The organism is Streptomyces lothianensis (genome assembly GCF_047779955.1).
Classification (GTDB): Bacteria; Actinomycetota; Actinomycetes; order Streptomycetales; family Streptomycetaceae; genus Streptomyces.
Genome location: NZ_JBLMKT010000075.1, coordinates 22,367 through 38,227 on the forward strand (window position 1 = coordinate 22,367; position 15,861 = coordinate 38,227).

The 15,861-nt window shown below is 68.1% G+C and carries 14 protein-coding genes; 6 read left to right on the plus strand and 8 right to left on the minus strand.

All coding sequences use genetic code 11. The features are described 5' to 3' along the window. Positions 1-57 precede the first annotated feature (57 nt). The 4 genes from ACLF6P_RS27165 to ACLF6P_RS27180 all read left to right on the plus strand — a co-directional run bounded on the left by ACLF6P_RS27165 (position 58) and on the right by ACLF6P_RS27180 (position 3,440). Positions 58-324 (plus strand): putative ATP-grasp-modified RiPP, encoded by a 267-nt coding sequence (locus ACLF6P_RS27165; protein WP_415953825.1) that lies wholly within the window; start codon positions 58-60, stop codon positions 322-324. A 4-nt stretch (positions 325-328) separates the two neighbouring features. Continuing rightward, positions 329-1,309: an ATP-grasp ribosomal peptide maturase gene (tgmB, locus tag ACLF6P_RS27170; RefSeq protein WP_415953827.1), complete on the plus strand. Its 981-nt coding sequence runs from the start codon at positions 329-331 to the stop codon at positions 1,307-1,309. After that, a complete protein-coding gene (gene tgmC / locus ACLF6P_RS27175; protein ID WP_415953829.1) occupies positions 1,306-2,505 on the plus strand; it encodes an ATP-grasp peptide maturase system methyltransferase in 1,200 nt (399 codons plus the stop codon). Before tgmB ends, tgmC begins: the two co-directional genes overlap by 4 nt. A gap of 518 nt (positions 2,506-3,023) precedes the next feature. Beyond that, positions 3,024-3,440: a hypothetical protein gene (locus tag ACLF6P_RS27180; protein WP_415953831.1), complete on the plus strand. Its 417-nt coding sequence runs from the start codon at positions 3,024-3,026 to the stop codon at positions 3,438-3,440. Positions 3,441-3,668: 228 nt separating this feature from the next. On the opposite strand, the gene ACLF6P_RS27185 is transcribed toward ACLF6P_RS27180, so the two are convergent. From ACLF6P_RS27185 to ACLF6P_RS27200, 4 genes are read right to left on the minus strand one after another with little or no spacing between them, the layout of a single operon-like run. After that, positions 3,669-3,902, minus strand: coding sequence for a hypothetical protein (locus ACLF6P_RS27185; RefSeq protein WP_415953833.1), 234 nt, complete (start codon positions 3,900-3,902; stop codon positions 3,669-3,671). A 56-nt stretch (positions 3,903-3,958) separates the two neighbouring features. Then, positions 3,959-5,608, minus strand: coding sequence for a UvrD-helicase domain-containing protein (locus tag ACLF6P_RS27190; RefSeq protein WP_415953835.1), 1,650 nt, complete (start codon positions 5,606-5,608; stop codon positions 3,959-3,961). Then, positions 5,608-8,109: an asparagine synthase C-terminal domain-containing protein gene (locus ACLF6P_RS27195; protein WP_415953852.1), complete on the minus strand. Its 2,502-nt coding sequence runs from the start codon at positions 8,107-8,109 to the stop codon at positions 5,608-5,610. Before ACLF6P_RS27195 ends, ACLF6P_RS27190 begins: the two co-directional genes overlap by 1 nt. Positions 8,110-8,161: 52 nt before the next feature. Beyond that, the gene (locus ACLF6P_RS27200) at positions 8,162-9,082 is read right to left on the minus strand and encodes a YaaC family protein (RefSeq protein ID WP_415953837.1); all 921 of its coding nucleotides are present in this window, start codon (positions 9,080-9,082) and stop codon (positions 8,162-8,164) included. Positions 9,083-9,087: 5 nt separating this feature from the next. Between ACLF6P_RS27200 and ACLF6P_RS27205 the strand changes: the two genes are divergently transcribed. Continuing rightward, positions 9,088-9,963: an IS5 family transposase gene (locus ACLF6P_RS27205; protein ID WP_415953839.1), complete on the plus strand. Its 876-nt coding sequence runs from the start codon at positions 9,088-9,090 to the stop codon at positions 9,961-9,963. 9 nt (positions 9,964-9,972) lie between these two features. On the opposite strand, the gene ACLF6P_RS27210 is transcribed toward ACLF6P_RS27205, so the two are convergent. The 3 genes from ACLF6P_RS27210 to ACLF6P_RS27220 all read right to left on the minus strand — a co-directional run bounded on the left by ACLF6P_RS27210 (position 9,973) and on the right by ACLF6P_RS27220 (position 12,934). Beyond that, positions 9,973-10,494 carry a hypothetical protein gene (locus ACLF6P_RS27210; RefSeq protein ID WP_415953841.1) on the minus strand — a complete coding sequence of 174 codons (522 nt, stop codon included), beginning with the start codon at positions 10,492-10,494 and terminating at the stop codon, positions 9,973-9,975. A 33-nt stretch (positions 10,495-10,527) separates the two neighbouring features. Further along, a complete protein-coding gene (locus ACLF6P_RS27215) occupies positions 10,528-11,619 on the minus strand; it encodes an IS630 family transposase (RefSeq protein WP_415953842.1) in 1,092 nt (363 codons plus the stop codon). A gap of 448 nt (positions 11,620-12,067) precedes the next feature. Then, the gene (locus ACLF6P_RS27220) at positions 12,068-12,934 is read right to left on the minus strand and encodes an aldo/keto reductase (RefSeq protein ID WP_415953844.1); all 867 of its coding nucleotides are present in this window, start codon (positions 12,932-12,934) and stop codon (positions 12,068-12,070) included. A 191-nt stretch (positions 12,935-13,125) separates the two neighbouring features. Between ACLF6P_RS27220 and ACLF6P_RS27225 the strand changes: the two genes are divergently transcribed. Next, positions 13,126-13,959 carry an SDR family oxidoreductase gene (locus ACLF6P_RS27225; protein ID WP_415953846.1) on the plus strand — a complete coding sequence of 278 codons (834 nt, stop codon included), beginning with the start codon at positions 13,126-13,128 and terminating at the stop codon, positions 13,957-13,959. A gap of 988 nt (positions 13,960-14,947) precedes the next feature. Here ACLF6P_RS27225 and ACLF6P_RS27230 read toward each other — a convergent pair. Further along, complete coding sequence (locus tag ACLF6P_RS27230; RefSeq protein WP_415953848.1) at positions 14,948-15,436, minus strand: nuclear transport factor 2 family protein; 489 nt, start codon at positions 15,434-15,436, stop codon at positions 14,948-14,950. Positions 15,437-15,861 lie beyond the last annotated feature (425 nt).

The following is a 15,861-nucleotide window of genomic DNA, read 5'->3' on the forward strand; positions in this document are numbered from 1 at the left end:
TCTGTGCAAGCGGCAGCCGCCCGGCTGACCGCTTTCGTCAAGGGGAAAGGGAATCGCATGGCGACGCTTGCACCCGAGGCTCCGTGGGCGATGCGGCTGGTCACCGACCGGCTGCCGGTCGGCCCGCCGTCCTACGCGACGGTGACGCTGGATACGTCCACGCAGACCGCCCGCTACACCGACACCGCCGGCCAGATTGTGGAGATGGGCAAGCACGGCACCTCGAAGACGACCGGTACCGCGTCCATGTCCGGCGGCGGGGACGGGCAGAACCCACAGCCGCAGACCCAGGACGACCACACCACCGACTACGAGTCGGACTGAGCTGATGGCCTCCACCGTCCTGGTCGTCACCACGCTGGAAGACGTCACCGCGGACTGGGTCATCACCGCGCTGAACGCGCGTGAGGTGCCCGTCGTACGCGTCGACCCCGCCGACATCGGACCCGCCCTGACCTTCGGGTTCCACATCGGCGAGGACCGCCCCGCGTGGAGCGGACGGCTGCGTACGGCGAGCCGGGAGGTGGAGCTGGGGGAGGTGGCGGCGGTGTACTGCCGCCGCCCCACCCCGTACACCGCCCGGTATCAGCACCTGCCTCAGCAGCAGCGCGAGTTCGCCGCCGCCGAAGCCCGTCACGGGCTCGGCGGCGTCCTGAACCACCTGCACGGCGCTCTCTACGTCAACCACCCGGCCGCGATCACCCGGGCCGACTTCAAACCCGCGCAGCTCCAGAGGTTCGCCGAGCTCGGCCTGACGATCCCGCCGACCCTGGTCACCAACGACACCGAAGCCGCCCGGAAGTTCGCCGCCAACCACGACCGCGTCATCTACAAGACGTTCCGCGGCCTGCCCCGAGACGAGAACGGGCACACCGGAGCGATCTGGGCCCAGCGCGTCGATCCGGAGTCCTTCGACGACACCCTCAACGTGACCGCGCACCTGTTCCAGGCCGAGATCCCCAAGACCGGCGACGTACGCGTCACCGTGGTCGGCCGCCGCGTCTTCGCCCAGCAGATCGCCGCCCCCGATGGAGCCCTGGACTGGCGCCGGGGCGACTGGAACGAGCTGATCCACGCCCCCATCACCGTCCCCGCCCAGGTAGAGGCGGCCCTGCACAGCTACCTCGCCTCGTTCGGCCTGGTCTTCGGCTGCTTCGACTTCGCCCTGACCGGCGACGGAGACGACCCCGGGCACTGGACGGCGATCGAATGCAATCCGAACGGCCAGTGGGGCTGGCTGCCCGACGCCGCCGACATCACCGAGGCATTCGCCGACATCCTGAACACGGAAGGAGGCGGCAGGCCATGACCATGCCCGCCGACCCGGAGACCGACGCCGCACGGCTGCGCGAGACGATGACGAAGGCCCTCGCCGCTGACGGCGCCCTTGCCGACTCCGCCTGGCGGGCCGCAGTGGCGACGGTACCGCGGCACCAGTTCGTGCCCGGCTTCTACCTGCCCGCAGACGAACGCGACGCCCATGGCCTGACGGTGTGGGAGCCGGTCACCGCCGAACTCGACTACGGCCGCTGGCTCGGCGCCGCGTACTGCGACACCACCCTGATCACACAGTTCGACGGGGACGAACCCGACTGGAAACAGCCCGCCGTACGGCACGGCGGCGCCCCGACCTCGTCGTCCACACTGCCCTCTCTCGTGCTGCGGATGTGGGCCGACGCCGACATCCAGGAGGGGCACACGGTGCTGGAGATCGGCACCGGCACCGGCTACTCGACCGCGCTCGCCTGCGAACGCCTCGGCTCCGCCGATGTCACCTCCATCGAGGTCGATCCCCACCGGCTCGAGCAGGCGGCCAGCGCACTGTACGGCTGCGGCTACACCCCGACCCTCGCCGTGGCGGACGGGCTGTACGGGTACTGGCCCGAAGCGTCGTTCGACCGGATCGTGGCCGCATGCTCCTTCCGCGCCGTCCCGCCCGCGCTCCTCGCGCAGACCCGGCCGGGCGGGAAGATCCTGCTCACCCTCTCCGGCTGGCTCTACGGATACGCCCGCGTCCTTCTCACGGTCGCCGAGAACGGCACCGCCGAGGGGCAACTGCTTCCCGGAACGGTGTCGTTCATGTCCGCGCGCACGCACGCGGCGCCGGCGTTCGGTAACCCCGCCCACTGGGCCGCGGGCCTGCCGGATCGGGCCCGTACGACACGGCAAACCCCGGAACGGATCACGGCCGCGACCGAGGAGGCGTTCCACCTGCGGTTCCTCGCCCAGAGTGCGGTGCCGGACGCGCAGATGACGACGGTGGGCGAGGTCGTGCACCTGGTCGACGTCGTCACCGGCTCCGCCGCCACCCTCATCCCGAGCGAGGGCGGCTGGGCTGTGCGCGAGGCCGGACCGGTGACGCTGTGGGAGAGGATCGAGCACGTCCTGGACGCCTACGACGCGGCCGGCGCCCCGGGCCCGGACACCTTCACTCTGCACGTATACGGCGACGGTCAGCACCTGCGGCACCCACAGATGCCAGCCCTGCCGCTGCCCAGGCCCTGACCGGTACGCTCCAGGCGCGTGGGCGGACTCGTCCTGTTCGTGCCGACCGTTGTCATCGTCGCCGCTGCGGCCGACATGTCCGGGCTCGATGTCAAGATGCAGGAGAACGAGGGCGTGTAGTCCTGGTTGGATCAACCTGAGCGTCGCCATCTGGTGAGGCCCGGTGCCCGGGCGACACCTTCGCGAGCACCGGGCCGCTGCACCGGACTGTCCAGCACCCTTGCGCGGGTGCGTCCGAGGCTTCGGCGGCGACACGTGCGCATCATGTTCGCCAAGGTGCTTGCGGGATCGGTTTCGCCGGGCACCCGGCCGCCCGCGGGTGTCACTGCCCGGGCAGCGTGTGCGCGATCAGAGCCCAGCAAGGGTGAGTTGCTGCCATTGTGGTCGTGGATGTGAAGGTTGGGACTGCTGCGTGATCGGGTGACATGTCGGGTGTGTGCCAGCTACGTGTCACCGGGCAGGGTGCTCGGGTTTGGGCCCCTGTCGATGGATTCCTTCCATAGGATTGCCTCTGATGCGTGGCCAACGAGGAGGCATGGGTGGGAAATCTGGGGGGGTATCAGACGATGACGACGCTGGCGAAGAAGGTGGGCGGCCCCGGAGCGCTGACCGTCGTCATTGCCGTGGGTGGGTGGGCCATTGGCCGGGGTGCTGAATCTGGAGGGAGGAGCGTATTGAGGGCCGCCAAGGCTGCGGCCAGGAAGTGGAACGTCGCGTGCTCAACGAAGGGCCAGGTCTTCGACGTCGTGTCCGACGGAGGGGACGGCAAGGGCCTCACGCTCCGTGCAGGCGACCAGTTCCGAGTCATGGAGTGCGACGGGAAAGCGATTCTTATCGAGGTGCTCGGTGGCACGAACAATCCCTACTTCACGTCAGCGCAGTTCCTCACGTCGGTGTCGGGATTCCCCACAGAGGGGAAGGTTGATGCCGTGTAACTCGACTGTGGTGCCGGCACTCGAATTCCCCCAGCGGGTACATGGGCGAGTCCACGAGCAGAGAAATCGACTACTCCCACGAAACCGGAAAGCCTGTTCGTTCACTTGTCCTGCCCCCGCTGCAACGTAGCCCGCTGAGGACTTCCTGCGGACTCCGAAGGCTGCCCCGGGACGGGCATGCCAGGGCCCCGAGGGGCGAGTCTCCCGGGGCCCGCTCCTTGCTGTTCTTCAATTGCTGGTGTGCGCTGGGTCGGCGGCCTGAGCCTCGGCGAAGGTGCCGTAGTCGGTGGATCGGTTGAGCAGCGTGAAGTCCATGTCGCCGGCGGTGAACCGGCTGGTGTAGTAGTGCCCGGTCGCGGCCTTGGGCTGCCGCCCGGTGACCGCGATCCGGCAGGCCCCTTCATGCCGCGGGCTTCGATGCTGGTGCTCCACGCGGGGCGTGTTGTCGTACAGGAAGTGCACGGCGTCCATCTTCCGCGGTGCGCCAGCCAGCGTGGTGGGCTCGTTGGCGGGGAGGGCTACTCCAGGGCGGCGATGAGGGGCGCCCACAAGGCATGGGAGCGGTCGGGAACGACGAGGTGGGCGGTGTGGCGGGCGCGGGTCATGACGACGTAGAGAAGCCGTGAGCCGTTGGGGAACGGTTCACCTTCGGGGCCGTAGTACTCGTCGTCGGCGAGCAGCAGGATGGTGGTGTCGGCTTCGCGTCCTTTGGTCTGGTGGAGGTTCATCACCTGCACCGGTCGCGGGCGCGGCCGGGTGTCACCCACCAGGGTTTCATCGCGGGCACGGTGGAGCTCTTCGGCGACCGCCGTGATGCTCTGGTCTTCCTTGAGCAGGCGCAGTGCGCGGCGGGTGGTGGGGGCGGCCTGGAGCCAAGCCTGGCCGCGGAAGGTTCCAATGCGGGCGTAGGCACCGGTGACGATGTCGGCGAGGCGGTCGATGTCGGCGTTCGGGCCGCTCCCCGCCGAGCGCAGATCCTGCGCGAGCGCCCGCAAGGCACGCTGCAGCGCGGGGTTGGACTGGTCCAGCATCTGCCGTGCGAGAGGGGAAAGCCCGCGGCCGCGCAGGCAAGCGGTGACGAACACGGCCAGTGCCCGCCGGACCTGGACGCCCTTCTGCCCGAGCGCGAACTGGACGAGGGCGAGCTGGGCGGAGAGTGCTTCTGCGTGGGCCTCGGTGAAACCGACCTGCTCGTGGACCAGGCTGGCCGCGGTCAGGGCGTCGGAGAGGGAGGTGGTGGCGATGTTGGTGTGGGTGAAGATGCTGACGGTGTGCTTCTTCTGGCGGGCGGCGCGGGCGAGTTCGATGACTTGCGCGTAGCCGGTGTCGTCGGTGATCCGTGTGACGGCGAGGCGTCCCTGCTGGGCGGCCGTGCGGAGGGCCGGGTCGGTGAAGCGGCGCCGGCGGGCGGCTTCCGCGGCCGCAGGCAGCACACCGGAGGGGTCACGGTAGCTGGCCGCCTGCAGGTCGATGCGGCGGGCACCGGGCAGCGCCATGGCATCCGCGATCCGGGCGGCGGGATTCACGCCGGGCTTGAACGAGCCCTCGTAGATGCTCTGGTTGACGTCGCCCAGCAGGATGCGACGCGCCTTGGGGGCGATCTGCTGCAGGAAGGCCCACTCGGTGGCGTCGGTGTCCTGGAACTCGTCGCAGATGACGAGGGTGTAGCGCCCGGCGTAGTGGTCGCGGACCTTGTTAAGAGCCAGCAACTGGCGGGCGGCCGGCATCAGCTGGTTGTACGTCATCCGGGGAGGGGCCCCGGGCACGGTCTGGTTGGCCTGGCTGAGCACGCTCTGCGGAGGCGGAAAGCCGTGGTGCGCACCGAAGCCGGTGATGACCCTCCAGGCGAAGCCGTGGAAGGTCGACACCTCCAGCCGCGACCGCAGCTCTCCGATGACGTTCGCGGCCCGGTCGATGATCTGGGCGACGGCGGTCCGCGAGAAGGAAAGAAACAACGCCCGTGTCGCAGCAGGCAGTTGGGCGCGCTGCCCGTGCCGGGCAGCCTCCCGCCGCAGCCGCAGCAGTCCCTCGTCCGCCGCTTCCAGGTGGGCGCGGGCGGCGGCTACCGCCGTCGTGGTCTTGCCGGTGCCGGCGCCGCCGCTGACCACCAGCACCCGTGCAGCGCTCTCGATCACCGTGCGCTGGTCCGCGGGAGCCTGATAGGCCATCAGGCGCCTTCCGGCCGGGACATGGCGGGCACGTCGATCAGTTGCGGCCCGCTGTAGGAGGGGTCGGCAGCCAGTTGCACCATGGCCAGCGTCATGGAGATCACTGGTGGGTGTGGTGCGTTGGGTTCGGCGTAGAGGGCTTCCAGGAACTGCTCGTGCAGGCTCTGTTTGTGGAGCACCTTGCACAGGTTGGTCACCGCGGCCTCGGTGAGCTGGCCGGCCATGGGGTCGGGGATGCCGTACTCGGTGAGTGTGGCGCTGGCGTCGGCGAGCGCCTGCAACGGGAGGCCGTCGCCCATGGCGCGCTCGATGGCGCCGGGAGGCAGCCGGACCACCGCATCGCACGCGGCCTGGATCTTGGCGATCTCGTCGCTGGTCTGGTCGCTGTCCTTGTCGCGGTCGATCACCGCCAGGACGCGGAAGCCCAACTGGCGTGCCAGGTTGGCGACGCGGGGAATCTGGCCGACGCCCCCCTCGCCTCCGGTGCCGGAGGCGACCAGCCGCACTCCGTGGGCGGACAGGGGCAGGAAGGAGGGCGGCTTGCGGCGGTCGACCATGCTGAGCACGGCCACGTCGTGCGGACCCTCGGTGATGGCGACCGTGGGCGCGGTCAGCGCGGCCAGCAGCTGGGTGTGCCACTGCCGCATCGCGACCAGTGATTTGCGGTCCATGATCCGAGTCAGCTGGTGGTGGGAGCGGACGCCGCCGTGGCGCACCAGCCGGATGACCTCGGTGGGCTCGAAGGCCCGGGCGGCCTCCGGCCGCCGGGTGGACAGCCACACCTGCCCGGAGCGGGCGCGCAGCAGGGCCGCCAGGTGCTCGGTGGCCGGAGCATCCAGCTGGTCACCGAAGTCGTCGGCCAGCACCACCGCGCCGGGCACGGTGGCCAGCAGCATCGCCTCGGCCATCGACAACACCGCGCTGACCGTGCTGCCGTGCTGGGCCAGCCCGAGCATGCCGCCCGCGTCCAGATGCAGTGCCGCGCGTAGGGTCCGCAGCAGTGCGGCCACCGACCCGTCCTCGGTGCGGAAGCCGACCTGCTCCGCGGTGAGCGGGGCATCGCCGATCCGTTCCCCTGTCCCGCCGACCGCGAGTACCGCGTTGACGGCCTCGGCCACGGCCGGGTTGGCCGACAGCGCCGACACGGCCTCCGCGACGGCTTGGGCCAGCGCATCAAACGCCGCCGCACCGGCCTTGGCGTCCCGCTCGTCGAGGATGCGCCGCAAGCCGGCACCGGCACGCAACTGCAGGGGCTGGCCGGCATCGAGGGTGACCACCGGCAGCATCCGCCGGGTGGCGGCCGGAACCCGGGAGTACTGGCCGAGCGCCGGGTTGCTGCGCGCCGGGAAGTACACCACCGACTCCAGCGTCTCGGCTTCCTCGTCATAGCTCAGACGGTAGGCCAGCCGCGCGCACAGCGGAGCATCCGCAGACGCATCAGGATCCTCACTCGCGCACCCGGAGTCCTCCAGCGGCTCCAGGACCCCATCGAGCAACTGCTGCACATCGGGATCGAAATCGGTCAGCGTCACCTCGACCTGGGCGGCCTCCATCCGCTGCGGCACCGCAGAGGGAGCCTGCGGTGCCGCGCCGTTGTCGCCGGACGCGCCTTCTTCCGCCGCATCGTCTGGGCCGACAACATCGGCGGCTGGGGCTTCAACGGCTGCTTCCGCCTGTCCCTCGGTTACGTCATCGCCCGCTTCAGCCGGCGCAGGGTCGGCGCCGTCGGGGATGACCGGCCGCTGATGCAGATCGGACAGGGCGGCGCCACGCGCGGCATCCGGATCCAGGACCCGGGCAAGGGCGGTGATCAGGTCGGTGCGTCCGGCGCGGGGGACCCCCGCCACCAACACATGGCTGCCGGGACGCACATCAAGGTGTCCCCAACCTCTGAAGCTGTCAATCAGCACCCGTGTTACACGCACACAGGCATCTTTAACACGGCATGTACCTGCAGTCTGCCCATTATATGGAATCACCCGGACACGAACGTGCTTCCCTGGCGCGAGACCTGGCTCTCGAGGGTTGCTGTGGGGTACCCGGCAGCACAAGCCCGGGCCGATGGGCGGCGGCCGGTAGGCGCCCATCCCGGCAGCCAGGACCTGCTCGGCGCCGAACAGGACCAGGGCGTGGCGGACGTAGCCCATGAGGAACTCGTCCGGGCCAAGCCCGCCGATCACGACGCGGAGCCCGAGGTCAGCGATCTTCCTGTACGCCATGTACTCGGAGAACGTGGAGGCGTTGCCCATCGGGTAGTCCAGGGCGCCCACCATGTACGGCAGCACCCGGGGGAAGTCGATCGGATCCGGCTCAATCACCACGAGCTCGGCGCCGATGTCCGCGGCGATCCTCGTGGCGATCGCGGACTCGTCGAGACGCTCCTGGCCCGGGGAGCAGACGGTGACGCAGACTGGCGGGCGCATCAGGTAGGCGAGCACGGAGGAGTCCAGCCCGCCGGACAGTAAGAGCGCGAAGTCGCAGGCTGGAGCTCGCAGCGGCACCTGCTCGGCCAGGACGACCGAGAACTTCGCCAGCGCCAGTTTCGCTCGGCGTCTACGGCCAGGCGGCAACTTCCTCGATGGTGTCCGCGATCAGTACGGGCAGATGCTCCATGGCCCGTTCCAGGATCTTCTCGATGGGCACCGCGTGTCGGCTGCCGTCCACGTTGATGTGGTTCGCCCACTGGGCGGGCTGGTAGCGGGCGAGCATCGACAGTGCGTACAGCACCGCCCACCACGCCATCAGTGGGTGGAGCTCACGTGGCAGGCCCGCGACGGCGGGAAAGAAGTAGCGATGCCCGGCGTACTTCCGGGTCATCGCGGACAGGCGCTCCTCCCGGGTGCCTGTTTCCGCAGGCATCTTCCAGTGCATGTAGAGCCAGCCGGCGTTCGGGTGGTGCCGCTCGAAGTCCGGCTCGGCATCGGCTCCCGCCCGGCGACGGGCGAAGTCGTCATACCCGGCGGCGCCGGGGTAGCTCTGCAGGAATTCATCCAATGCTGTGCGACCGCCGTTGTCCACAACGCGGTCCAGGATGTCGCCGACGTGAAGGGTGAGCAGCGGGTGAAAGTCAGTGCCGTCGATCGAGTCCGCGCTGGCGTACAGGGGCGTGAACCGATCCCGGCCGGTCAGCGGGTACTGCAAGCTGGCAGGGAGGGTGTCCCAGACTTCCTCCAGCCGCACGACCGTGTCATTGCCCCAGACCGGCGACCGCAGCAGCTCGCTGAGCCGCACGAAGCTGCCGGCAGTGCCAACAGGATCCGTGCGGATCTCGATGTCGGCGAAGTCCAGGTGGTAGCCCGAGGCATGGATGCCGTGCGAGACCAGGTTCCAGTTCTCGCCCTTGAGATCGACGGCCGCGGCCGCAATTGCCCTGCCAGCCTGACTCAGGCCGTAGAACACCAGCAAAGGACGCGTCTGCGGGCCCACACCCTTAGGCCGTGTGTCGAAAGTGGATCTTGGGCTGTGAATGATCACGGTTCATGGGTCGGGGAGATCTCACGGACGAGCAGTGGGCGGTGCTGGAGCCGTTGTTGCCGAAGGGCACGAAGGCAGGCCGGCCGCCCGTCTGGCCTCGGCGGCGGTTGATCGACGGCATACGCTTCCGGGTCCGGACCGGTGTTCCGTGGCGGGACGTGCCCGTCGAGTACGGACCGTGGGGTCGGGTCTACGACCTGTTCCGCCGGTGGCAACGGGACGGAACCTGGCACCGGATCCTCACCCGGCTCCAGTCCCTGGCCGACGCGAAGGGTGCGATCGCATGGGACCTGAGCGTCGACTCCACGGTCTGTCGTGCTCATCAGCACGCGGCTAGGGCCCGCAAGCAGGGTGACCTGCAGAAGGAACCGCCGGGCGGTGTGTTTACCGAGCCCGGTGATCACGGACTGGGCCGCTCACGCGGCGGGTTCACCACCAAGTTGCACCTGGCTGTCGAGCAGGGCCAGAAGCCCATGGCGATCGTGATCACGGCAGGACAGCGCGGGGACTCGCCGCAGTTCGAACCCGTCCTGGCAAAGGTCCGCGTGCCCCGCATCGGGCCGGGCCGGCCACGGGTCCGCCCCAACCGGGTCCGCGCGGACAAGGCGTACGCCTCCCGCAAGAACCGTGCCTACCTGCGCCGCCGCGGGATCCGCTGCACCATCCCGGACCAGGCCGACCAGGCCCGCAATCGTCGGAAGCTCGGCTCTCGCGGCGGCCGGCCGCCGCGCTTCGACCCGGTTGATTACCGCGAACGTCACGCGGTCGAATGCGGGATCAACCGGCTCAAGAGACACCGCGCCGTCGCCACGCGGTACGACAAACTCGCGGTCCGCTACGAGGCGACGGTCCTCGTCGCGGCCATCAACGAGTGGCTGTGACCTCGGCCGTCATGCGGCGGGATCCACGTTCCACGTCTCCGGCAGATCGCTGCCGCAGAAGACGCAGACGAAGTCGTCCTCGCGCACGATGTTGTGCTCCTGGCAGTCGGGGCACCGCCGGAACACCACCTCGTGGGTGAAGCCAGAGGGCCGCCCAAGTTCTACGTCGTCCAGAGCACGAGCGACTGCCGGCCAGGAGGTCACGTCCGGGCAGTATCCGGTGGACTGGTTGCTGACCTCGCCCACGGTCCACCGGCCTGCCTCACGCATGAAGCTGATCTCGCCGGCACTGAGAACCATGCCCCCACCAGCGCAGGCCACGTGCTCACTTCGCCGCGGCGCCAGCCGAAGCACACCATCCGTGCCCACCACGAAGGTGAAAGGTTCGGTCAGCTCTGCCACCGATCGCTCAGCGATCCAACCGTCGAAGTCAGCCGCCGAGCTGATCGGGCACCCGCCGCTGCCGGTCCGGACCGCAGCCTTCAGTTCAACCGGCCCGACGTATCGGTAACTCCGCCCCCGCGCACTCACATCAGCCAACCTAAAGCACTTCCGACACACGCCCTAGTCTTCTGAGTCAGGAATTCTGTTCAGATAACTGGCGAGGCGTTCGAGGATCTCGTCCGCGGTCTTCGTCCAGACGTAGGGCTTCGGGTCGGTGTTCCAGGTGGCGATCCAGCTGCGGATGTCCTTCTCCAGGGCTTGGATGGACTTGTGGACGCCTCGCCGTATCTGCTTGTTGGTCAGTTCGGCGAACCATCGCTCGACGAGGTTCAGCCAGGACGAGCCGGTCGGTGTGAAGTGCAGATGGAACCGGGGATGGGCCAGCAGCCACTTCTTGATCGCGGGCGTCTTGTGGGTGGCGTAGTTGTCGCAGACAAGGTGGACATCGAGGCCGGCGGGGACCTCCTTGTCGAGCTTGACCAGGAACTTCTTGAACTCCACCGCGCGATGGCGGCGGTGCAGCGAGCCGGTCACCTCCCCGGTGGCGGTGTTCAGCGCCGCGAACAGGGTGGTGGTGCCGGCTCGGACGTAGTCGTGGGTCGCACGTTCGGGAACCCCGGGCATCATCGGCAGCACGGGCTGGGACCGGTCGAGGGCCTGGATCTGCGACTTCTCGTCGACGCAGAACACCAGGGCCCGTTCGGGCGGATCGAGATAGAGGCCGACGACGTCGTGGACCTTGTCGACGAAGTACGGATCGGTCGACAGCTTGAAGGTCTCCGACCGGTGCGGTTGCAGGCCGAACGCCCGCCAGATCCGTGACACCGACGACTGCGAGAGGCCCATCTCCTTGGCCATCGATCGCGTCGACCAGTGCGTCGCGTTCTTCGGAGTGGATTCCAGCGTCTTGGTGACCACCGCGGCGACCTGCTCGTCCGTCACGGTCCTGGGTCCGCCCGGACGTGGCATGTCACCCAGACCGGCGATCCGGTACTGCACGAACCGGGCCCGCCAGCGGCCCACCGCATGCGGAGTCGACCCCAGCCGGCCCGCAACGTCCTTGTTCGAAGCGCCAGTTGCGCACTCCAGGATGATCCGACACCGCAGGGCCCACGCCTGCGGCGTGGAACGACGCCGCACCCATTCCTCGAGTGCGGCTCGTTCCTCGTCCGACAGTGTCAACTCGGCCTTCGGCCGCCCGGTCCGCGCCATAGAGCAAGCCTATACATCTGAACAGAATTCCTGACTCAGAAGACTAGTGTTTCCATCACAGCCGCCGCGCGCCGAAGAATCGAGCGCGATGGGACACCCTGGGACACCAGGAGGAGGCTTGAACAGCACAAATCTCTCGCCCGTGAAGACCCCGCCGACGGGACAACGTGCGGTGCATCCGCACGGCCGGGTGGCAGGGCTGAGTCCAGCAAAAGAGGGCAGGGCACCGGCCGTCTGGCGGCGCCGACTTGAGAACACCCCCTCCGGCAGGCGCCAGACGCACGGCTTGCCCAGGCGACCGAACAGACCGGTCAGGCCGGCATGCAGCCGTGCAGCCATGCAGCCATGCAGGAAGCTACCGAGCCTCCATATCGCATGATCAGCAAAGATCAGCGAGGCTCCACAGGAGGCAGGTCACGAGGTGAAGGACTTCAATTGCGTGCCGTCTCTAGACGGACAAGGCCGTACGGTCGAGGCGATGCCGCTGCGAGCCGGTGAGCCGGAGGTCTGCCGCAGCGAGATTCTCCTCCAGATGGGCGAGCGAGCCGGTTCCCGGGATCGGCAAGATCACCGGGGAATGAGCGAGCAGCCAGGCAAGCAGGACCTGGGGGGCGGTGGCGCCGAGTTCGGTGGCGACGGCAGCGAGCCCGGATGCCTTGCCGAAATCGGCTGCTGAGGCGACGGGGCGCCAGGGAAGAAAGGCGATGCCGGCGGCCTCACATGCCTCCAGAACCGGCTCGTAGTCTCGGTCGAGGAGGTTGTAGCGGTTCTGTACGCTCGCGATCTCGGCTGTCTGCCGGGCCTCGGCGAGCTGCGCGGTCGTGACCTCGGACAGCCCGATGTGCCCGATCTTCCCTTCCAGTTGGAGTTCGCGGAGCGCGCCAACCTGTTCGGCGACCGGAACTTTCGGGTCGATCCGGTGCAGTTGCAGGAGGCCGACGCGCTCGGTCCGGAGCCGACGCAGTCCCTGCTCGACCTGCTCGCGCAGGCTCTCCGGCCGTGCGTCATACGCCCACTCTTCCGGCCCGGACCGGGTGACTCCGACCTTGGTGGTGATCAGCAGGTCGTCCGGGTACGGATGCAGGGCCTCGGCCAGGAGTTCCTCGTTGGCTCCCCATCCGTACAGGTGGGCGGTGTCGATCAAGGTGACGCCCAGTTCGACGGCACGCCGGGCTACCGCGATGGCGGCTTCCCGCTCAGGGCGAGGAGCGGTCGGCAGGCGCATGGCACCGAACCCGACCCGGGATACCCGGTATTCACCTCCGATGGAGAAAGTGTTCGCCCTGCCCGGAGTATTTGTTGTGCCTGAAGTCATCGGTTCGCCCCCTCGCCAGTCCGACCATACCCGGGCCCGCCACCCCTCCACGAACTCCTGTGGAGCGGCACCAGGTCCGGTAGATCATCCTGAAGGCGGTGGCGATGCCCCCCCCGTCGTCGACCACCACAACAGTGCCCGGCCTTGAGGTAGGTCGGGCACTGTCGTGTGCCCGTCTACCGTGGTTGCCCATGACAGTTCTGATTGTCGGTGGCAGCGGCTTCCTGGGCACCGAGCTCATCCGGCAGGCGACAGCGGCCGGGCTTCCCATAGCCGCGACGTACGCACACACGCACCGAGACACCCCCGGCGCCGAGTGGCATCACCTTGATCTGCGTGACCTGGCGCGCGTGGATGCCGTCATGGCCGAGGTGCGTCCGCGGCTGGTGGTCAACGCATCGAGCGGCGGAGCCGATTGGGCGGTCACGGCCACCGGACCCGTCCATCTCGCGACGATCGTCGCCAAGTACGGAGCCCGAATGGTCCAGGTCTCCTCCGACGCCGTGTTTTCTGGCGCCGACATTCACTACGACGAGTCCGCGCTCCCTGACCCGATCACTCCATATGGCGCGGCCAAGGCCGCGGCCGAGACTGGGATCCTCGCCGTAATCCCCAGCGCCGTCATCGCCCGCACCTCGCTGATCATCGGCCACGGACGCTCCGTACACGAACGCCTCGTACACCAACTCGCCACAGGGGACGTCGAAGGCGCCCTGTTCACCGACGACATCCGCTGCCCGGTCCACGTAGACGACCTGGCCGCAGCCCTCCTCGAACTCGCGGGAAGCGACGCAGCCGGCATCCACCACCTCGGTGGAGCCGACGCCCTGAGCCGCCACGAACTCGGCACCCTTATCGCCCAGCGCGACGGGCTCGACCCCTCCCGCCTCCCCGAGGGACGCCGCGCCGACAGCGCACTCCCCGGAGCCCTCGATGTGCGCCTGCGCAGCCCTGCGACTCAGCTGCAACTCCGCACCGAACTGCGGGGAGCTCAAGACTTCTTGACGCTCCGCTCCACCGAATAGACCGGACTCCGCCTGTCCCTGCAACTTGCTCCAGGGGCGCCGAGTCCCATCGGTCAGCGACCCCACACCGCCACCGAGGGCCCGTTCTCCCGTGAGAGCGCATGACGACCACTGCAACTCGCCCGGTATCGACCGTGCGACTTCGGGCCGCGTACGAAAGCTGACGGCCCCCGATCCTCGGCATCAGCGTGCCGACCCTCGGCGGAACAGGGGATGCGACTGGCCCACAGCCCGTACGCTCCGGCGTGTCCCGCGGCGGGACACGCCGGAGCGGCACGAAGCTGTACGCCGTCGAACAGCTGACGCCTGTCCATGTCGGTGGCACCGGCTTCTTGCCTGATCTGCTTTCGAAACACGCCTAGCAGTAAATTCTCACGGTGTAGTAGCCGATGCTGTTCCGGATCTTGTGCTACCCGGGTCCCCAAGACCCGCCAGTGCCAGTGAATCGGCCGGTACAGCCGTTCGGGACGTAGACGCCGTCGGCGTCGGTCATGCCATCCGCGCCATCCACGGACCGATCCCCGGGGTACAAGCGGACCTTGTTACCGCACGCTGTGCCACTTCCACCACAGTTCCAGTCGTCAGCTACGACCAACCACTTGTCCGAGGCGGTGGAGTTGATGACCCGACCACAGAGCTCCTGCCACGCGAAGTAGTCACATCCGCCAGCCGTAGCTGGTGAGGCGGTTGAGAGGTTGAGCCCGAGTCCCGCCAAGAGAAGGGCTCCAGCGGACAGAGCCGCCTTGACTCGCGGTGTGTGGGGCTTCTTCATGGTGCAGGCCTTCCTGTCTACAGAGGATGCGGCAGCCCATAGTGGCGGGGCGGAAACAAGACGCCGGATCCCTCCCTCATCCGAAGCTGCACCATGCCTGACCAGCAGAAATAAAGCGATCACGTTCGGTTGAGATACGGCTTCTGAACGCTTCACGATCGACCCCACACAGGCCTGAGGGGGACGAGGCCGTCCGTAGGAAGCGTTGCCCTGTGATCAGCTGCTCTTGCCGGCCTGGTCAGGCTCACCGAGACGCTCCGTCGGCCCACCGAACGGCAGGACCAGAGTTCGCCTCGCCAGAAGCCAGACGCCATCGGTCCTGCGGAAGGTGTCTTCATAGTGACCAATGTTTGCCGGCAACCGGGGTGGAACAAGCAGGCCTTCGGCATAGCCATCGACCCGGTAAGTTGCGAAATAGGTCGTGGCCGTTGCCTCGTTGGTCGAGTGAACAGTGACCAGAATGTTCGTACACATCCGCCTGGATAGCCGGTCCGCTGGCCGGAATCCGAAGTAGTGGCGAAGGGCTTCGCGTCCTTCGATAAGACGACCGTCACGCGGCCACTCCCAGACTCCGTCCGGGGTGAACAGGTCGGCTACCGTGCTCGGTTCGCCGAGATCGAGCCTTCGGACGAGCTCCAAGACCAAACGCTCACATGAGCGCTCAGCGAGCATACGGTCCAGGGAACCGAGATCTCCGTTAGTCATCTGCAACCTCTATCAGCCGCCGTGCCAGACCACGAGTGCCTTTCGTCGGCATTGGGGCCGGACACGGGTGAGCTGATCTGCTCCGAACCCGCTTGCGCCTCCCAGGAGAGCCCCCCCACGAGCGGGTTCCCATCAAGACAGCCTTCAGATTCCACGAACCCGAAGGTTTCGGTGTGGTGGTGTCGTCACGCGCCCGCCGGCCTGGGCACCCAGGCCCTGGTAGCCGGCATGGGCCAGGTTTTCCACGGCGGGTCCGTGAGCCAGTAGCCTGACCAGGCCCAGCTTTCGGGCGCGCGTGATGTCCGCGCAGCTGGCCGGCTCGGCCGGACTGCAAAACAGCAGCCACCCTGCAGAGTCCGTAACGACCATGTGAGCTGCACTGCGTTTGGTGGAGTCCCTGATGCCAGGGTTACGATCCTGGCGAA

Coding starts and splice junctions, on each gene's coding strand:
- ACLF6P_RS27165 (WP_415953825.1), top strand. CDS start 58: ATGGCGACGCTTGCACCCGAGGCTCCGTGGGCGATGCGGCTGGTCACC.
- tgmB (WP_415953827.1), top strand. CDS start 329: ATGGCCTCCACCGTCCTGGTCGTCACCACGCTGGAAGACGTCACCGCG.
- tgmC (WP_415953829.1), top strand. CDS start 1,306: ATGACCATGCCCGCCGACCCGGAGACCGACGCCGCACGGCTGCGCGAG.
- ACLF6P_RS27190 (WP_415953835.1), bottom strand. CDS start 5,608: ATGGCCTATCAGGCTCCCGCGGACCAGCGCACGGTGATCGAGAGCGCT.
- ACLF6P_RS27205 (WP_415953839.1), top strand. CDS start 9,088: ATGGGTCGGGGAGATCTCACGGACGAGCAGTGGGCGGTGCTGGAGCCG.
- ACLF6P_RS27215 (WP_415953842.1), bottom strand. CDS start 11,619: ATGGCGCGGACCGGGCGGCCGAAGGCCGAGTTGACACTGTCGGACGAG.
- ACLF6P_RS27220 (WP_415953844.1), bottom strand. CDS start 12,934: ATGACTTCAGGCACAACAAATACTCCGGGCAGGGCGAACACTTTCTCC.
- ACLF6P_RS27225 (WP_415953846.1), top strand. CDS start 13,126: ATGACAGTTCTGATTGTCGGTGGCAGCGGCTTCCTGGGCACCGAGCTC.
- ACLF6P_RS27230 (WP_415953848.1), bottom strand. CDS start 15,436: ATGACTAACGGAGATCTCGGTTCCCTGGACCGTATGCTCGCTGAGCGC.